The organism is Mesorhizobium sp. XAP4 (assembly GCF_029269325.1).
Lineage (GTDB): Bacteria > Pseudomonadota > Alphaproteobacteria > Rhizobiales > Rhizobiaceae > Mesorhizobium > Mesorhizobium ciceri.
Map to the genome: position 1 here is coordinate 443,370 of NZ_JARIXW010000003.1, position 17,131 is coordinate 460,500.

At 63.7% G+C, this 17,131-nt stretch carries 15 protein-coding genes; 5 read left to right on the forward strand and 10 right to left on the reverse strand.

What is annotated here, in order from left to right:
* Genes P3C39_RS15600 through P3C39_RS15620 form a run of 5 tightly spaced genes read right to left on the reverse strand, consistent with a single transcriptional unit; the run spans position 1 to position 6,339 of the window.
* Positions 1–2,889 (reverse strand): EAL domain-containing protein, encoded by a 2,889-nt coding sequence (locus P3C39_RS15600; RefSeq protein ID WP_013532764.1) that lies wholly within the window; start codon positions 2,887–2,889, stop codon positions 1–3.
* 3 nt (positions 2,890–2,892) lie between these two features.
* Positions 2,893–3,489, reverse strand: coding sequence for a GNAT family protein (locus P3C39_RS15605; RefSeq protein WP_013532763.1), 597 nt, complete (start codon positions 3,487–3,489; stop codon positions 2,893–2,895).
* A 15-nt stretch (positions 3,490–3,504) separates the two neighbouring features.
* Positions 3,505–4,797: a pitrilysin family protein gene (locus P3C39_RS15610; RefSeq protein ID WP_013532762.1), complete on the reverse strand. Its 1,293-nt coding sequence runs from the start codon at positions 4,795–4,797 to the stop codon at positions 3,505–3,507.
* A 14-nt stretch (positions 4,798–4,811) separates the two neighbouring features.
* Positions 4,812–6,209 carry a threonine synthase gene (thrC, locus tag P3C39_RS15615; RefSeq protein ID WP_013532761.1) on the reverse strand — a complete coding sequence of 466 codons (1,398 nt, stop codon included), beginning with the start codon at positions 6,207–6,209 and terminating at the stop codon, positions 4,812–4,814.
* 1 nt (position 6,210) lies between these two features.
* A complete protein-coding gene (locus P3C39_RS15620) occupies positions 6,211–6,339 on the reverse strand; it encodes a hypothetical protein (protein WP_263499029.1) in 129 nt (42 codons plus the stop codon).
* Between P3C39_RS15620 and P3C39_RS15625 the strand changes: the two genes are divergently transcribed.
* Positions 6,338–7,069: a hypothetical protein gene (locus P3C39_RS15625; RefSeq protein ID WP_275953731.1), complete on the forward strand. Its 732-nt coding sequence runs from the start codon at positions 6,338–6,340 to the stop codon at positions 7,067–7,069. The two genes, P3C39_RS15620 and P3C39_RS15625, sit on opposite strands and share 2 nt — an antisense overlap.
* Before the next feature lie 42 nt (positions 7,070–7,111).
* On the opposite strand, the gene P3C39_RS15630 is transcribed toward P3C39_RS15625, so the two are convergent.
* Positions 7,112–7,798, reverse strand: a complete 687-nt coding sequence (locus P3C39_RS15630; RefSeq protein WP_275953730.1) for an HAD family phosphatase — start codon at positions 7,796–7,798, stop codon at positions 7,112–7,114.
* A 176-nt stretch (positions 7,799–7,974) separates the two neighbouring features.
* On the opposite strand from P3C39_RS15630, the gene P3C39_RS15635 reads away from it, so the two are divergent.
* Complete coding sequence (locus P3C39_RS15635; protein WP_275953729.1) at positions 7,975–9,108, forward strand: site-specific DNA-methyltransferase; 1,134 nt, start codon at positions 7,975–7,977, stop codon at positions 9,106–9,108.
* Between the two features lie 66 nt (positions 9,109–9,174).
* Here P3C39_RS15635 and P3C39_RS15640 read toward each other — a convergent pair whose 3' ends face one another.
* Positions 9,175–9,786 (reverse strand): HAD family phosphatase, encoded by a 612-nt coding sequence (locus P3C39_RS15640; RefSeq protein WP_275953728.1) that lies wholly within the window; start codon positions 9,784–9,786, stop codon positions 9,175–9,177.
* Positions 9,779–10,984 carry an A/G-specific adenine glycosylase gene (gene mutY, locus P3C39_RS15645; RefSeq protein ID WP_275953727.1) on the reverse strand — a complete coding sequence of 402 codons (1,206 nt, stop codon included), beginning with the start codon at positions 10,982–10,984 and terminating at the stop codon, positions 9,779–9,781. Before mutY ends, P3C39_RS15640 begins: the two co-directional genes overlap by 8 nt.
* 53 nt (positions 10,985–11,037) lie before the next feature.
* On the opposite strand from mutY, the gene P3C39_RS15650 reads away from it, so the two are divergent.
* The 3 genes from P3C39_RS15650 (at position 11,038) to smc (ending at position 16,012) form a co-directional block, all read left to right on the forward strand.
* A complete protein-coding gene (locus P3C39_RS15650) occupies positions 11,038–11,538 on the forward strand; it encodes a DUF721 domain-containing protein (RefSeq protein ID WP_013532755.1) in 501 nt (166 codons plus the stop codon).
* A 163-nt stretch (positions 11,539–11,701) separates the two neighbouring features.
* A complete protein-coding gene (locus P3C39_RS15655) occupies positions 11,702–12,445 on the forward strand; it encodes a DsbA family protein (protein WP_013532754.1) in 744 nt (247 codons plus the stop codon).
* Between the two features lie 105 nt (positions 12,446–12,550).
* On the forward strand, positions 12,551–16,012 hold the full coding sequence (smc, locus tag P3C39_RS15660) for a chromosome segregation protein SMC (RefSeq protein WP_275953726.1): 3,462 nt from the start codon (positions 12,551–12,553) through the stop codon (positions 16,010–16,012).
* 262 nt (positions 16,013–16,274) lie between these two features.
* Here the strand turns inward: smc and P3C39_RS15665 are convergent, their stop codons facing one another.
* A complete protein-coding gene (locus tag P3C39_RS15665; protein WP_127365665.1) occupies positions 16,275–16,490 on the reverse strand; it encodes a hypothetical protein in 216 nt (71 codons plus the stop codon).
* A 180-nt stretch (positions 16,491–16,670) separates the two neighbouring features.
* Entirely contained in the window at positions 16,671–17,039 is a 369-nt protein-coding gene (locus P3C39_RS15670) for a hypothetical protein (protein ID WP_013532752.1), read from the reverse strand.
* Between the last annotated feature and the right edge of the window lie 92 nt (positions 17,040–17,131).

Sequence of the window (17,131 nt, forward strand, 5' to 3'; positions counted from 1 at the left end):
TTACGCTTGCGTCAGCGGATACTGCTCTTTCAGCGTCTTCAGCACCTGGTCGCCCGGCATTGGCGCGCCGAACATGAAGCTCTGGACATATTCGCAGCCCATCTGGCGCAGTTCCAGCGCGTCGCTCTCGTCCGAAATGCCCTCGGCGACGACGGACAGGCCGAGTTCATGCGCCATGTTGACCATCGATTTCAGCAGCACCGCGCGCTTGGGCGTGTTGTCGTCGACGAAGCTCTTGTCGATCTTGATGGTGTCGAAGGGGAAACGCGTCAGATAGGCCAATGAGGAATAGCCGGTGCCGAAATCGTCCAGCGACAGGCCGATGCCGAGCTGCTTCAGCTTGGTCAACACATGGGCGGTCTGCTCGGGATTGTCCATGACGAGCGATTCGGTGAGTTCGAGCCGGAAGCAGCGCGGCTTCAGGTTGGCCCGAGCGATGACCGAGCGGACGTCGCTGACCAGGTCGCGGCGGATCAACTGCCGGCTGGACAGATTGACCGAGACCGACAGCGGCGCGTCGCCGATCTGCTTTTGCCAGCTGGCGAGGTCTTCCGCCGCCTGCTGCATGGCAAACAGGCCGAGCTGCACGATCAGGCCGCAGCTTTCGGCGACCGGGATGAAATCCGCCGGCGGGATCATGCCGCGGCGCGGGTGGTCCCAGCGCAGCAGCGCCTCGAAGCCGGCGACACTGCCGTCCTCGAGCCGCACGATCGGCTGGTAGGCAAGGGTGAATTCGCGTCGCTCGATGGCGCGGCGCAGGTCGGATTCGAACTGCAGCCTGTCGGTGCCGACAGTGCGGAAAGCCGGACGGAACGGCTCGATCCTGTCGCCGCCGAAGCGCTTGGCCTGATGCATGGCAAGCTCGGCATCCTTGACCATGTCCTCGGCCGACATCTGTGGCGAATTCCAGGTGATCAATCCGATCGAGGCGGTCAGCACGATCTCGCGCTTGGCAAAGGTGATCGGATTGTTGATGGCATGCTTGATGGCATCCGCCACGGCGGCGATGCGGGCCGGGTCCTGTTCGGACAACAGCATCAGCGCGAACTGGTCGCCGGCAAAGCGCGACAGCGAGTCCTTCGGCTTGAGCAGCCGGTGCAGGCGACGCGCGATGGTCAAGAGGATGGTGTCGCCGGCCGAGATGCCGAGCCCGTCGTTGACCTGCTTGAAACGGTCGATGTCGATGACGAAGACGGTCGGGCGCACCTTCTCTTCGGTGCGCGCGATCGAGATGATCGCTTCCAGCCGGTTCATCAAAAGTTCGCGGTTCGGCAGGCCGGTCAGGTTGTCGTGCACGGCATCGTGCAGCAGCCTTTCCTCGGACTTTTTCTGCTCCGTCACGTCGACCATGGTGCCGACGCAGCGGATGACTTCGCCGTCGGATCCGATGACCGGGCGCGCACGCAGCGAGAACCAGTGATAGTGGCCGTCGGCGCCGCGCAGTCGGAAGTTCTGCGACACCCGGCCGCGCCGGTGCTCGAGCACGACGTCGAGCGTCGTGCGGAACGTGTCGCGGTCGTCGGCATGCAGCACCGGCAGCCAGTTACGCGCCGCACCGCCGAGGCTGTTCGGCGCCAGCCCGAGTTGGATGCTGACATCGGGCTTGGTGACGACGCGGTCGCGCAGCACGTCCCAGTCCCACACCGTGTCGCCCGATCCGGCGACGGCAAGCGCCTGCCGCTCCAGATCGGAGAACAGGCCCTGATGCAGCGCGCCGCCGGCAAAGGCATGCTGCATGACAGTGAAGCCGATCAGCAGGATGATCAGGATCAGCCCGCCGCCCAGGGCCGGCTGGGCGATGTCGTTGTCGAGCATGCCGGTGATCGCCATCCACGACCCGCATAACCACAACAGCACCATGACCCAACTGGGCACCAGCATGATCGCACGATCATAACCACGAATCCCGAGGAAGATGATCAGGCCAAGCCCCGTCAGTGCGGTGGCGGCGAAGGACAGCCTGGCGATGCCGGCGGCGACCGCGGGATCGACGATCGCGACGCCGGCGATCAGCACCAGCCCGAGTATCCAGACCAGCGCGCCATAACTGAAATGGCCGTGCCATCGGTTGAGGTTGAGATAGGCGAACAGGAACACCACGAAGGTTCCCGCCAGCGCCACCTCCGTTCCCGCCCGCCACATCTGCTCATTGCCGGGCGAGATCTCGATGACCTTGTTGAGGAAGCCGAAATCGACGCAGATATAGGCCAGTACCGCCCAGGCAAGCGCGGCGGTCGCGGGGAACATCGAGGTCCCCTTGACCACGAAAAGGATGGTCAGGAACAGCGCCAGCAGGCCCGCAATGCCGATGACGATGCCGCGAAACAGCGTGTAGGAATTGACCGAGTCCTTGTAGGATTCGGGATCCCAGAGGTAGACCTGCGGCAGCTTCGGCGAGGCCAGTTCGGCGATGAAGGTGATCACCGTGCCGGGGTTCAGCGTCACCCGGAAAACGTCGGCGTCGGGACTGGTCTGGCGGTCGAGCGCGAAGCCTTCGCTGGGCGTGATGGCAGCGATGCGGGTCGAGCCCAGATCCGGCCAGAAGATGCCGGAATTCACCAGGCGGAAATGCGGTGCGACGATCAGCCGGTCGAGCTGCTGGTCGGTGGTGTTGGCGAGCGCGAAGACAGCCCAGTCACCGGTCGAACGGGCATCATTGGCCTCGACCTCGATGCGCCGCACGATGCCGTCCGGACCCGGCGCGGTCGACACCTGGAAATTCTCGCCCTGGTTGCGGTAGATCTCGACGGCGCCGGAAAGGTCGAGCGCGACGTCGTCGCGGGCGATCTTGATCGGCTCGACGGCGAAGGCCGACGATGCCGCCCACAGCGTCAGGAGTGTCGCGAGGACAATGGCGAACAGCGGCCCGTTGCGCAGGAATTTCGTCAAAAATCAGTCCTTCGTTCCAACGCCCGGCGGATCGTCCGCGATCCGGGCGTAGAGGTAGTGGTCCTGCCAGATGCCGTTGATCCTGAGATAGGATCGCAGCAGTCCTTCGCGCCGAAATCCGGCTTTTTCAAGCACGCGGATCGACCTGATATTGTCGGGAATACAGGCCGCTTCGATCCGGTGCAACCTCAGCGTATCGAAGGCGAAGCGGGTCACCACCTTGACCGCGTCGGTCATCAGGCCGCGGCCGCCGAAGCGCTCGCCGATCCAGTAGCCGACATGGCCGCTTTGCGAGACGCCATGGCGTATGTTGCCGAGCGTGATGCCGCCGGCAAGCTTGCCGCTGCTCCTCTCGAAGATAAAGAAGGCGATAGCGGTTCCCTGAGCATAATCCTCGCGGTAGCGGCTGATGCGCAGCCGCCATGCGTTGCGGTCGAGTTCGTCGGGAGTCCAGCGTGGCTCCCATGGTTCGAGGAAGGCGCGGCTTTCCCCGCGCACCGCCGCCCACTCGCGATAGTCGTTGGTGAACGGCACGCGCAACGTGACACGGTCGCCCTTCAGTGCCGGCAGGTCACGGCGAAAGAAAGGGAGCGCGAACATGGCGCTTTGAGGGGCTTAGACGGCGAGCTTGCGGGCCGCGGTCTGCGTGCCCGCCAGCGATTCGAGAATCGCCTCATAGGGCGCCAGTGTGCCCACAGGCCCGACAGCGGTAAGCGTCGGCTTGGTCGAGAACAAACGCGACGATAGATCGGTCAGCCGCTCGATCGTCAGCGCCGACAGCCGTTCCATCAGTTCCTCCTTGGCGATCGGCCGGCCGAACAGAAGCAGTTGCCGTGCGATCTGCGAAGCGCGGCTGGCCGGGCTTTCGGCTGACATGATCAGTCCGGCGCGATATTGGGCGCGCGCCCGGTCGAGTTCTTCCTGCAGGATCTTCTCGCCGGCCTTCTGCAGTTCGTCGATGATGACAGGCACCAGTTCGGCGATGTCGCTCTGGCCGGTCGCTGCATGGACGCCGAAGACGCCGGTGTCGGAAAAGCCCCAATGGAAGGCATAGACCGAGTAACACAGGCCGCGCTTCTCGCGGACCTCCTGGAACAGGCGCGACGACATGCCGCCGCCGAGGATCATCGACAGCACCTGCGAGGCGTAGAAGTCGCGCACATGATAGGCGCGGCCTTCGAACCCCAGCACGATCTGCGCGTCCATCAGGTCGCGGTCCTCGCGAAAATCGCCGCCGACATATTGCGCATATTGCGGGATGGTGCTGTCGGCCTTGCTGCGGAAGCCGCCGAGCTGCTTTTCGACCTCGCGCACGAAATTGTCATGCTTGATGTCGCCGGCGGCGACAATCACCATGCGCTCGGCGCCATATTGCCGCTCTATGAAGTCGTGAAGTTGTTTCGAGGTGAAGGATTTGACGGTTTCGGGCGTGCCGAGAATGGAGCGCCCAATCGTCTGATGGCGATAGGCGGTTTCCGTGAAACGGTCGAAGACGATGTCGTCGGGCGTGTCGTGCGCGGCGCCGATCTCCTGCAGGATCACATGCTGTTCGCGTTCGAGTTCCTGCGGGTCGAATTCGGACTCCTGCAGGATGTCGGCAAGAATGTCGACGGCCAGCGGCACGTCGTCGGAGAGCACCCTGGCATAGTAGGAGGTGGTCTCGACGCTGGTGGCGGCGTTGATTTCGCCGCCGACGTCCTCGATCTCCGAGGCGATTTCGAAGGCGCTCCGCCTTTTCGTGCCCTTGAACGCCATGTGCTCGAGCAGATGGGCCATGCCATGCTCGTCGTCACGTTCATTGCGGGCACCCGACTTGACCCAGGCACCAAGGGCAACCGATTCGATGCTTTGAAGGGTTTCGGTGGCGACTGTCAGGCCGTTCGACAGACGGCTTACCTCAACACCCATATGGCTACTACTCCCTAACGCGCCGCCCGCGCGCGGCGGCCGACGTAATCTTCCACCATTTTCAGGTCGGATGGAAGTACCGTGTATTTTTCCTCCGATGTCATCAACCCACCTAGCCATGCGGGCAGTGCGGGCGACACGCCGCTGGCGGCTTCGACGGCGGCCGGGAATTTTGCCGGGTGTGCTGTACCCAGCACCACCATCGGCACGGCGCCTGACGCCTTGCCTGCGGCGACATGCACGGCTGCCGCAGTGTGCGGATCGAGCAGATAGTTGCTGGTCGCGAGCGTCGAGCGGATGGTGGCGGCGACCTCGTCCATATCAGCGCGGCCGGCGTCGAATTCGGACCGCATCCCGGCGATTTGGTGGGGTTCGATAGTGAAAGCACCGGACTGCTTCAGGCCGTCCATGTAGCGCCGCACGGTCGCGGCGTCACGGCCGGAGGCCTCGAACAGCAAGCGTTCGAAATTCGACGACACCTGGATATCCATCGACGGCGACGTGGTCGCAAAGACGCCCTTGGTGCGGTATTCGCCGGTCGAAAAAGTGCGCGCCAGGATGTCGTTGTCATTGGTGGCAATGACCAGCCGATCGATCGGCAAGCCCATCTTCTTGGCGGCATAGCCGGCAAAGATATCGCCGAAATTGCCGGTCGGCACGGTGAAGGAAACCGGCCTGTCCGGCGCGCCGAGCGACAGCGCCGAGGAGAAATAATAGACGATCTGGGCCATGATGCGGGCCCAATTGATCGAATTGACGCCCGAAAGCGCCACCCGGTCGCGAAAGCCGTGATCGTTGAACATGTCCTTGAGCAGGCCCTGGCAATCGTCGAAATTGCCTTCGATCGCCAGCGCATGGACATTTGCAGCCGTCGACGTCGTCATTTGCCGCTGCTGCACCGGCGAGACGCGGCCATGCGGGAAAAGGATGAAGATGTCGGTCCGGCTGCGACCGGCAAAGGCATCGATGGCAGCCCCGCCGGTATCGCCCGAGGTGGCGCCGACGATGGTGGCGTGCTGGTCGCGTTCGGCAAGCACATGGTCCATCAGCCGGGCCAGAAGCTGCATCGCCACGTCCTTGAAGGCGAGCGTCGGCCCGTGGAAGAGTTCCAGGACGAAGGTGTTGGGGCCGGTCTGCACCAGCGGGCAGACAGCCTCGTGGCGGAAGGTGGCATAGGCTTCGCGGACCAGCCGCTCGAAGACGGGCGCCGGGATTTCGCCGCCAAGGAACGGCGACAGCACGCGGATGGCAAGGTCGGGATAGGCAAGGTCGCGCATGGCGCGGATCTCGGCGGCGGAAAACTGTGGCCACTCGCGCGGCACGTAGAGCCCGCCGTCGCGCGCCAGCCCAGCCAGCACGGCGTCGGAAAATCCAAGAACGGGGGCTTCCCCGCGGGTACTCACATAGTGCATGTCACAATTCCGTTACTGCCTGGCTTTTTCCGTCCACCGCAAGGTGGTTAATTCTGCACTGGCTCAGTCGCATTTTTGCCGCGCGGTTGATATACGTCACCAGCTTTGCGAGAGGGAAGTGCAGTTTCATGGCGTTTCGTACATTCAGTGGTCGCTTTTTGGCGGGTCTTGCGCTCACCGGCTTTATGCTTGCCGCCGCCGGCTGCCAATCGGGCGACAATGGCATCCTGAACCTCGGCATCGGCAAGAAGGAGGACCCGACGGCGCCACCGCCGCCGCAGGATCCGAAGATCCTGGCCAGCCAGTTGCAGGCCTATTGTCCCAGGGTGACGGTGCGGGACGGCGCGGCCTTCTTCAACACCTATTCCAGGGAAGCTCAGAAGCCCAAGCCCAGGATCAAGAAGACCGGCGATGCCGCGCAGGATGCCGCGGCCCAGGCCGAGGCTGACGCCGCTGCTGCAACGCCGCCCGACGAATCGGCCAACATCATCTACCAGGCGTCGGTCAGCGACGTGACACGCGACTGCAGCCGTGCCAACGGCCAACTGACGATGAAGATTGCGGTCGCCGGCAAGATTGTCCCCGGACCGAAGTTTTCTCCAGGCACGATCACCATGCCGATCCGAACGGCGGTGATGCACGGCACCGAGGTCCTCTACTCGCAGCTCCACCAGTATCAGGTCCAGGTCACCGATCCTTCGGTTGCCACGCAGTTCGTCTTCACCGATTCCAATGTCGTCGTGCCCGAGCCGACGGCCCAGGATTATCAGGCCTTTGCCGGCTATGACGAAACCGCGCATCAGGCAACGGCCGACAAGTCGAAGAAGACCCGCCGCAAGAGGGCTGCCGCGACGAACTAGGTCTCGGCAGTTGCATGAGGCGTGCGTCGCGGCGCACGCTTCTCAGGCGTCCGACCACTCCGACAGCGCGGCGATCACGCTTTTCAGCTCTGCCCAGCGGCGGATCACCGTTTCGGCGCCGGCCTCGGTGAGCGCGTCGGCATGGCCGGGATAACTGTGTCCCGCGCCGGTGAAGCCGATCACCCGCATGCCCGCCGCCCTTGCGCCGTGGACGCCGTGCACGGAATCCTCGATAACGAAAGTGTTCGCCGGGTTGGCGCTGAGTTTCTCCGCCGCAAACAGGAACACGTCCGGCGCCGGTTTCGTTTTCCCGGTCGGTGTTTCCATCGCCGAAAAAATCCGGTCGGTGAAAAACGGCAGAAGATGCACCTTCTCCAGCATGAATTCGATCCTCTCGGAGCGTGAATTCGAGCAAACACAGCGCGGCACGGTTACCGCGGCAACGGCCTCGCGCGCGCCATCGATGGCGCGGACGTCACTGCGCAGTTTGCGGTCGACCAATTGTTCCTCCCTGTCGATAAGAGAGGCCTGGAAGGGAATGCGGGACTTTTCCTCGACCCGCAGCATGATGTCCTTGAAGGTCAGGCCGGCATAGCTCTCCGAAATCTCCTCAGCCGATATCTCGTATCCGGCCAAGGTCAAAAGCTCGGCGTCGACGCGGGCGGCGATGATCTCGGAATCGACGAGCACGCCGTCGCAATCGAAGATGACAAGGTCTGGCTGGGGCATGGTGATCCGGACAATGGGAGGGCGAAGTGGCCTCGGAAGGCTCAGGCGGCGCGGCATACACCAACAGGGCCGCCTTCGCAAATTCGCCACACCCGTCCCTTGGCCTTCACGGAATATTTACGCTGATCGGTAACCATAACCAGGAGTAAACAGTAACGCGTGCCTTGGGTGTCAGAATGTCTGCCGTGCGTCTTCTCGACGAGCTTTCCCACGCTCCCCAGCAATCCGAATGGCTGGACACGATCCTCAAGGGCGACTGCGTCGCCGCGCTAGACCGGCTGCCCGAAAAATCGATCGACGTCATCTTCGCCGATCCGCCCTACAATCTGCAGCTCGACGGCGACCTGCACCGCCCTGATCAGTCGAAGGTCGACGCCGTTGACGACGATTGGGACCAGTTCGAGAGTTTCGAGGCCTATGACGCCTTCACCCGTGCCTGGCTGCTGGCGGCGCGCCGGGTGCTGAAGCCCAACGGCACCATCTGGGTCATCGGCTCCTATCACAACATCTTCCGTGTCGGCGCCAAGATGCAGGATCTTGGCTTCTGGATCCTTAACGACGTCGTCTGGCGCAAGACCAACCCGATGCCGAATTTCCGCGGCCGCCGCTTCCAGAACGCACATGAGACGATGATCTGGGCCACGCGCGATCAGAAGGGCAAGGGCTATACCTTCAACTACGAAGCGATGAAGGCGTCCAACGACGACATCCAGATGCGCTCCGACTGGCTGTTTCCGATCTGCACCGGCGGCGAGCGGCTGAAAAACGACAATGGCGACAAGCTGCATCCGACCCAAAAGCCGGAAGCGCTGCTTGCCCGCATCATGATGGCCTCGACCAAACCGGGCGACATCGTGCTCGATCCCTTCTTCGGCTCCGGCACCACAGGCGCGGTGGCCAAGCGTCTCGGCCGCCATTTCGTTGGCATCGAACGCGAGCAGGCCTATATCGACGCCGCCAACGAGCGCATCGACGCAGTGCGGCCGCTGGAAGAGGCCGACTTGACCGTTCTCACGGGCAAGCGCGCCGAGCCGCGCGTTGCCTTCGTCAGCCTGATCGACAACGGGCTGATGATGCCGGGTGCGACGCTCTACGATGCCAAGAAGCGCTGGGCGGCCAAGGTGCGGGCCGACGGCACGGTGGCGATCGGCGACAGCGCCGGTTCGATCCACAAGGTCGGCGCCGAAGTGCAGGGGCTGGATGCCTGCAACGGCTGGACCTTCTGGCATTATGAGCGCAGCGGTGGCCTGACCCCGATCGACGAGCTTCGCCGCATCGCGCGGCTCGGCATGGAGCGGGCAGGGGCCTGAGCCCCTGCCAATTGCTTCGAATGCCGTTGATTCAAAGGCTCAACGGATCGCGCGAAGCGATTCAAATCAGGCCTTGATTCCGAGACGTTCAAGGTCTGCTTGAAGCGTCCTTGCGTCGGTGAACAGCACAGATTGCCAGCCAGCCGCTCTGGCGCCGTCGACATTCTTCTGGCTGTCGTCGATGAACAGCGTGGCCGACGGCTCGAGGCCGAACGCGGCGACGTGGTGATCGTAGATGGCCTGGTCGGGCTTGATCTGGCGGATGTCAGCCGACACCGTCACGCCGCGCGGACGATTGAGAAAATCGAAGCGTTCGCGTGCCTCGGCCAGCGTGTCGCTGGCAAAATTGGTCAGCATGGTCACGTCGTGGCCGCTCTCGATCAGACCGACCATGATGGCGACGCTGTCCTCATAGGCATGCGGCACCATCTCGTGCCAGTGGCGGCGGAAACCGCGGATGTTTTCCGCGTGATCGGGGTGGTCCGCGATCAGCAGCGCCTCGGCCTCTGCCCAGGTCCGGCCGCGATCCTGCTCGATGTTCCAATCATGCGTGCAGACATTGTCGAAAAACCACTTTCTCTCTTCGGCATCCGGAATGAGGCGGCTGAACGGAATGTTGGGATCGTAGTGTATCAGCACGCGGCCGATGTCGAAAACGATGTGGCGTATTTCAGTCATGGGGCCTCTTTGCACTGTGTGGCGACGGCTTTTTCGTCGCGCCGGGTATCGCAGCCTCGATTGCCTTTTTCATGACAGTCGGCAGCGCCTCGCCGGAAATCTCGTGAGCGAGCGACCAGAAATGCCCGTCTGGCGCATCACCTTTGATGTGAGCGTGAAAGACTTCGAGTTCGAGAGCGAAATGCGTGAAGACATGCGCAATGCGGCCCGCATGCCGCCAGTCGGCGGGAAACGGCGCGGCCGCTTGCGTGGTTGCCCCATCGATCCGCGCGGTCCAGCCTGTCGTCGGCACCTCGGTCATGCCGCCGAGCAAGCCCTTCTCGGCCCGTTTGCGCAGAAGGATGGCGCCGTCGGCCCGTACGGCGACAAAGGCCGCGCCGTGCCGCTGCGGCTTGTCGGCCTTGGGCAGGCGCACCGGGAAGTGCTCGGGATCGCCTGAAACGACCGCGCTGCAGTCTTCGCGTAGCGGGCACAGCATGCAGCGCGGCCGGCGTGGCGTACAGATGGTGGCGCCGAGATCCATCATCGCCTGGGCGAAGTCGCCAGGCCTTATCCCGGGCACCATGCGCTCGACATGGGCGCGGATCTCGGGCTTGGCTTCGCTGAGCGGGGTTGTGATCGAAAACAGCCGGGAGATGACACGTTCGACATTGCCGTCGACAACCGCGGCGGGGCGATCGAAGGCAATCGCCGTGATGGCCGCCGACGTATAGGCGCCGATGCCGGGCAGCTCTCTCAAACCCGTCTCCGTGTCGGGAAACCGGCCGCCACGCTCGGCCACAAGATCGGCACAAGCCTTGAGATTGCGGGCGCGGGAGTAGTAACCGAGCCCGGCCCAGGCCTTCATCACGTCCTCCGCCGGCGCCGCGGACAGCGCCTCGACATCGGGCCATTTCTCGACGAAAATCCGGAAATAAGCCTTCACAGCTTCGACGGTGGTCTGCTGCAGCATGACCTCGGAGAGCCAGATGCGGTAGGGATCAGGCCGCACGCCGCGTGCATGCTCACGGGGCGTGATGCGCCACGGCAATTCACGGTGATGCACATCATACCAGCCGAGCAGGCGGGATGCGATATCGTCGCTGACACCGGATGCAGCTGTGCTGCTATCTCCAGATGCAGCTATGCTGCTATCTCCGGATGTGGCTTTGCCACTATCCCAGGATGCGGTCTTGCGGGTCTGGTCTGCTGGTGCCATTGATCTTGTATTGGCCTGGCCGGTATCTGCTGGGTCGTCGCTGGAGGACGTACATGGCAGGGAGAACGCCCTACGGCAATCCCGTCCCGGTCAGCGATCTCGCGACCAGGATCCTCGATCCGGTGCTGCGCAAGCGGGCCGGCATTTCGATCGGCCTCGTCCAGTCATGGGACGAGATCGCTGGTCCACGGCTGGCCAGCCACTCGCGTCCCGAAAAAATCCAGTGGCCGCGCCGTATGCATGAGGACGATCCGTTCGAGCCGGCCGTGCTGGTCATTGCCTGCGAAGGCATGGCGGCACTTCATCTGCAGCACGAGACGGGCGAGATCATCAACCGGGTCAACGCCTTCCTCGGCTTCACCGCCATCAACCGCATCCGGATCCTGCAGAAGCCGGTGACAGCCGACAAAGGAAAGCGCAGACCGGCCCTGAGACCGCTGACCGCGGCTGAGAAGACGAAATTGTCGGGGACTGTCGGCCTGGTCGATAATGAAGGACTGCGCGCCTCGCTGGAGAAACTTGGCGCGACCATTATTGGGGAGAGAAAATCATAGGCGTCTTGAAGAAAGTCATGGATTCGTCGTCAATATCTCGCTTTCGTGATCGCCCTTGTCAGGTTTCGCGATTGGATTGGGGATCGAGATGCCTTAATTCGCGCCAACTCTCGCCTTTTCGTGTCTTTGCATTGCAAAATCCAACCCTTGTCAGGTGATTCGTATGAACCGTCCCCCGTTTGGCCAAAGCTTGTCTCGCAGAAACGTCCTGTCTTCGCTGGCCGCCATTCCGGCGGTGGCCCTGCTCGCGGCCTGCAGCGACTCTGGCGAGGAGGCGAAGGCTGCGAATGTGAAGCCCGCTGAGCCGGCCGCTCCCGCAAAGCCGGCCACGCCGGCCGCCGCCACCGCGCCGGAAGCCCAGGGCACCGTGGACATGACGGAACTGATGAAGCCTGGCGCGCTGCCCGACAAGCAGCTTGGCAAGGACGACGCCAAGGTCACCATCGTCGAATACGCCTCGATGACCTGCCCGCATTGCGCGCATTTCGCCGAGACCACCTTTCCGGACCTGAAGACCAAGTACATCGACACCGGCAAGGTTCGCTACATCCTGCGCGAATTCCCGTTCGACCCGAGCGCCGAAGCCGGTTTTATGCTGGCGCGCTGCGCCAAGGATAACTATTACCCCATGGTCGACGTCCTGTTCCGGCAGCAGGCGAACTGGGTTGGCGTCCAGAATACCAAGGATGCGCTGCTGCAAATCTCGAAGCTCGCCGGTTTTACACAGGAGTCCTTCGAGGCCTGCTTGACGGACCAGAAACTTCTGGACGATGTGAGATCGGTCCAGAAGCGCGGCGCCAATGAATTCAAGGTCGACTCGACACCGACCTTCTTCATCAACGGTAAGACCTACAAGGGGGCGATGTCGATTGAGGAAATGTCGGCCATCATCGACCCTCTGCTCTGACGCCCAGTCAGCCCTGAGGCGGCGGCGCTTCGGCCTGCGCGGCTTCTCGTCGTGCCGCGACTTCCTTTCGCAAAACCACCGAAATCCGCTTAGCGGGCGGCGCGAATGAAGTTTTCGCGCCTTCGCCTCCTCGGTTTCAAGTCCTTCGTCGAGCCCGGCGAGTTCGTCATCGAACGCGGCCTGACCGGCATTGTCGGACCGAATGGCTGCGGCAAGTCGAACCTTGTCGAGGCGCTGCGCTGGGTGATGGGCGAAAGCTCCTACAAGAACATGCGCGCGTCCGGCATGGACGACGTCATCTTTTCCGGCTCGGGCACTCGGCCCGCCCGCAACACCGCCGAAGTCACGCTTTTCCTCGACAACAGTGACCGCTCGGCGCCTGCTGCCTTCAACGATGCCGACGAACTGCAGGTGTCGCGCCGCATCGAGCGCGAGGCCGGCTCGCTTTACCGTATCAACGGCAAGGAGGCCCGCGCCAAGGACGTGCAGCTTCTGTTCGCCGACCAGTCGACCGGTGCGCGTTCCCCGTCGATGGTCGGCCAGGGCCGCATCGGCGAACTGATCCAGGCCAAGCCCCAGGCACGCCGCGCCCTGCTCGAAGAGGCGGCAGGCATTTCCGGCCTGCACACCCGCCGCCACGAGGCAGAACTGCGGCTGAAGGCGGCCGAGCAGAACCTCGAACGACTGGACGACGTCGTCGGCGAGCTGGAAAGCCAGATCGAAAGCCTGAAGCGCCAGGCGCGCCAGGCCTCCCGCTTCAAGAACCTGTCGGCCGATATCCGCAAGGCCGAAGCAACGCTGTTGCATCTGCGCTGGACGCTGGCCAAAACCCAGGAAGGCGAGGCGCGATCGGCGCTGGCGGTTGCCACGGCACTGGTCGGCGACCGCGCCGCGGCCCAGATGGCCGCCGCCAGGGAGCAAGGCATAGGCGCCCATCGGCTGCCGGACCTGCGCGACGCGGAAGCCGCCGCCGCCGCTGCCTTCCAGCGCCTCTCGATCGCCAAGTCGCAGATCGAAGAGGAAGCCGGCCGCATCCGCGCCCGTCAGAGCGAACTCGAGCGCCGGCTGCAGCAGCTCGACGGCGATATCGCGCGTGAGGAGCGCATGGTCCGCGACAACGCGGACATTCTCGAGCGCCTGCGCGCCGAAGAGGCGGCACTCAATTCGGAAAATGCTGGTGCCGCCGAGCGCGAGGCCACCACCCGCGCGGCTTTCGAACAAGCGGCATCTACGCTTTCACAAAGCGAAGCCAAACTCGCCGCGCTGACTGCCGAGCGGGCCGAGGCTGCCGCCTCGCGCAACCAGATCGAACGGACGCTGCGCGATACCGCCGAGCGCCGCGACCGCTTCGCGCGTCAGCTTGCCGATGTCGACCGGGAATTGTCGGAGATACTCTCCAAGGTCGCTGGCCTGCCCGATCCGGCCGAGAAGCGCGTGCTGGTCGAACAGGCCATGGCGCTGCTGGAGGAGGCCGAGGCTGCCGTGTCCGAGGCCGAGCAGTCGGTCATCGATGCCCGCGCTGCCGAAAGCGCTGCCCGGCCACCGCTTCAGGATGCCAGGGCCGAGCTGGCAAGGATCGAAACCGAAGCGCGCACGCTGGCAAAAATCCTCAATGCCGCCAGCGGCGATCTCTTCCCGGCCGTGCTGGAGCAGATCAGCGTCGATCGCGGTTTCGAAACGGCGCTGGGTGCAGCCCTTGGCGAAGACCTCGACGTGCCGCTCGACCGCAGCGCGCCGGTGCATTGGGGCGAAGGCGCGATCCAACCCGGCGACGCGGCTCTGCCGGAAGGCGTGAAGAGCCTGGCCAGCGTGGTCCACGCGCCGGCACAGCTCGCCCGCCGCCTGGCGCAGATCGGTATCGTCGATGCCGCCGGCGATGGCCGCCGGTTGCAGCCGCTGCTTGCTCCCGGCCAGCGGCTGGTCAGCCGCGAGGGCGCGCTGTGGCGCTGGGACGGCTTTACCGCCAGTGCCGACGCGCCGACCGCCGCGGCGCAACGGCTGGCGCAGAAGAACCGGCTGGCTGAGCTCGATGCCGAGGCGATACAGGCGACGCTCGTCCTGCGCCAGGCCGAGGAGGCGCTGGGGGAGGCCGAACAGGCGCTCCGCCTGGCAAGCGAGGCCGAGCGCAACACGCGCCAGGCCGGTCGTGACGCGCAGCATCGGCTGGACGCCGCCCGCAATGCACTGGCTGAGGCCGAGAGGGCCGGCGGCGAATTGCAGAGCCGGCGCGCAGCACTCGATGAAGCGCGCGCCCGCATCGTTGACAGCCATGAGGAGATTTCGGCCGCCTTCGCCGAGGCGGAAATGCTGCTGCAGGACGCGCCCGATCTTGGCGATCTGCAATTGCAGCTCGAACAGTCCTCGGCCAATGTCGCGCGCGACCGCGCCGCGCTTGCCGATGCGCGTGCGGTGCATGAGGGGCTGCGCCGCGAAGCCGAGGCGCGCGCGCGCCGGCTCGATGCCATTGGCGCCGAGCGCAGCAATTGGCTGGAGCGGGCCGAAAACGCCTCGACGCAGATCGCCTCGCTTGGCGAACGCAAGGCCGAGGCCGAGGCCGAACGCGAGCGGCTGGCGGATGCGCCCGATGAAATCGACGCCAAGCGGCGCGCCCTGCTGTCGCAGCTCACCGAGGCCGAAACCTTGCGCAAGGCGGCGGCCGACCGTCTGCAGGAAGCGGAGAACCGGCAATCCGAACTGGACAAGGCCGCCACCGGCGCCATCCAGTTCCTGGCCGAGGCTCGCGAGACCCGCGTTCGCGCCGAAGAGCGGCTGACCGCGGCCGACGAACGCCGGCTGGAGGTCGAGGCGCGCATCCAGGAAACGCTGAACACACCGCCGCATCTGGTTATTCGCCATACCGGTCTGGAGGCTGACAGCCCGATGCCTGAGATGCCCGAGATCGAGCGTCAGCTGGACCGGCTGAAGATCGAGCGCGAACGGCTGGGCGCCGTCAATCTGCGCGCAGAGGAAGAGCAGAAGGAGCTTTCCGACCGGCTGGAGGCGATCGTGTCGGAGCGCGAGGACATCATCGAGGCGATCCGCAAGCTCAGGCAGGCGATCCAGAGCCTCAACCGCGAAGGCCGCGAGCGGCTGCTTGCCGCCTTCGATGTCGTCAACGGCCATTTCCAGCGGCTGTTCTCGCATCTGTTCGGCGGCGGCACGGCGGAATTGCAGCTGATCGAATCCGACGATCCGCTCGAGGCCGGCCTCGAAATCCTGGCCCGCCCGCCCGGCAAGAAGCCGCAGACCATGACGCTGCTGTCGGGCGGCGAGCAGGCGTTGACGGCGATGTCGCTGATCTTCGCGGTGTTCCTGACCAATCCGGCGCCGATCTGCGTGCTCGACGAAGTCGACGCCCCGCTCGACGACCACAATGTCGAGCGCTTCTGCAACCTGATGGACGAAATGGCCGCCACCACCGAGACGCGCTTCGTCATCATCACCCACAATCCCATCACCATGGCGCGCATGAACCGGCTGTTCGGCGTCACCATGGCCGAACAGGGCGTCAGCCAATTGGTATCGGTCGACCTGCAGGCGGCCGAGGCCATGCGCGAGGCAAGCTGACCCAGGTCGCGCTGGCTGGAATGGGCCGCACCGGAGCAATTTCAGGAAAAGGGTGCAAGCGGTTCTCGCCCGGCAAAAAATGTCAGGGCCGCGGACTGTGCCTGTGCGAATGATGTTTGGCCGGGGACCAGACGAAATAGAGCGAGCCCAGTTTCAGCACAGGCACCCTGCGATCCCGCTCGCGATCACGCAGTTCCCGGTAGGTCTTCACCTTCAGTGTGCCCCCCGGCAATCTGATTCGCAAAGCCATGATGCATAGAGCTTACGTGCTTTCTCCAGACGATGGAAGATTCATTTCAAGTTCCTCATCAGTATTCGAGCTCCTGGATGGTCGATCAGGAATTGTACTGGGCCACCAGATGACGAAATATTTGCCAAACTGCCAGACCGGGACTTCGCCCTTGTGCTCCCGCCGCCGCAACTCATGACGTTGCTTGACCTTCAATACACCGCCCGGAAGCCTGATCTTGATCGTCATCGTCCCTCAATACTGATGGCGCACTTCCTGGGTGCCGCGCCCAAAATATCTGTCCGGCCAAGTTAGAAAAATTGCTCACTCTCGGATCGGATCGTTGCAATCCGATTTCGCTGAGTCAATGGAGCCGAGGGCGAACTCCTGTGGCTATCGGCGCCGTGCAGATAAGGCTTGAGAGCGGGCTCAACCTCTGCGCCGCAAGATCCAGTTCACACAGATCACGGCCACGAGGCCACATGCGATGCCGGCGCAATCGGCAAACCAGTCGAACACATCCAGATCGCGCCGTATCAGCGCCGTGCCCTGCAGGACCTCGATCGCCGCTCCAATCATGGCCAGGAAGACGATTAGTCTTGCTTTTCGATCGGGCCAGCCGAGCCCTCCAAGGAAAGTCATGACGGCAAAGGCGCTGGCGTGGTTCAGCTTGTCGGAACGGAAACCGATATCGATCCCGTACTCTTCGAGGCGGGGTATAGGCAGCAGTGCAAGGGCAAGAACAGCGGCAAGCGTGGCGAAAAAGGCGATCCGTTCGACGGCTGGATAAAATCTCATTCTGTTCCAATCTTTGCCCGGCCGCCGGGAAAGTCGAATCCGGCTCGGTATTGGCAGTTCAGGCTGAAACTCGGATCGACGGCGTTGTTCTT

Excerpts from the sequence above, each read along its gene's own strand:
- P3C39_RS15630 (WP_275953730.1), bottom strand. The coding sequence starts at position 7,798 with ATGCCCCAGCCAGACCTTGTCATCTTCGATTGCGACGGCGTGCTCGTC.
- P3C39_RS15650 (WP_013532755.1), top strand. The coding sequence starts at position 11,038 with ATGGCAGGGAGAACGCCCTACGGCAATCCCGTCCCGGTCAGCGATCTC.
- mutY (WP_275953727.1), bottom strand. The coding sequence starts at position 10,984 with ATGGCACCAGCAGACCAGACCCGCAAGACCGCATCCTGGGATAGTGGC.
- P3C39_RS15665 (WP_127365665.1), bottom strand. The coding sequence starts at position 16,490 with ATGACGATCAAGATCAGGCTTCCGGGCGGTGTATTGAAGGTCAAGCAA.
- P3C39_RS15610 (WP_013532762.1), bottom strand. The coding sequence starts at position 4,797 with ATGGGTGTTGAGGTAAGCCGTCTGTCGAACGGCCTGACAGTCGCCACC.
- P3C39_RS15620 (WP_263499029.1), bottom strand. The coding sequence starts at position 6,339 with ATGAAACTGCACTTCCCTCTCGCAAAGCTGGTGACGTATATCAACCGC.
- P3C39_RS15605 (WP_013532763.1), bottom strand. The coding sequence starts at position 3,489 with ATGTTCGCGCTCCCTTTCTTTCGCCGTGACCTGCCGGCACTGAAGGGC.
- smc (WP_275953726.1), top strand. The coding sequence starts at position 12,551 with ATGAAGTTTTCGCGCCTTCGCCTCCTCGGTTTCAAGTCCTTCGTCGAG.
- P3C39_RS15655 (WP_013532754.1), top strand. The coding sequence starts at position 11,702 with ATGAACCGTCCCCCGTTTGGCCAAAGCTTGTCTCGCAGAAACGTCCTG.
- P3C39_RS15670 (WP_013532752.1), bottom strand. The coding sequence starts at position 17,039 with ATGAGATTTTATCCAGCCGTCGAACGGATCGCCTTTTTCGCCACGCTT.
- P3C39_RS15625 (WP_275953731.1), top strand. The coding sequence starts at position 6,338 with ATGGCGTTTCGTACATTCAGTGGTCGCTTTTTGGCGGGTCTTGCGCTC.
- thrC (WP_013532761.1), bottom strand. The coding sequence starts at position 6,209 with ATGCACTATGTGAGTACCCGCGGGGAAGCCCCCGTTCTTGGATTTTCC.
- P3C39_RS15635 (WP_275953729.1), top strand. The coding sequence starts at position 7,975 with ATGTCTGCCGTGCGTCTTCTCGACGAGCTTTCCCACGCTCCCCAGCAA.
- P3C39_RS15640 (WP_275953728.1), bottom strand. The coding sequence starts at position 9,786 with ATGACTGAAATACGCCACATCGTTTTCGACATCGGCCGCGTGCTGATA.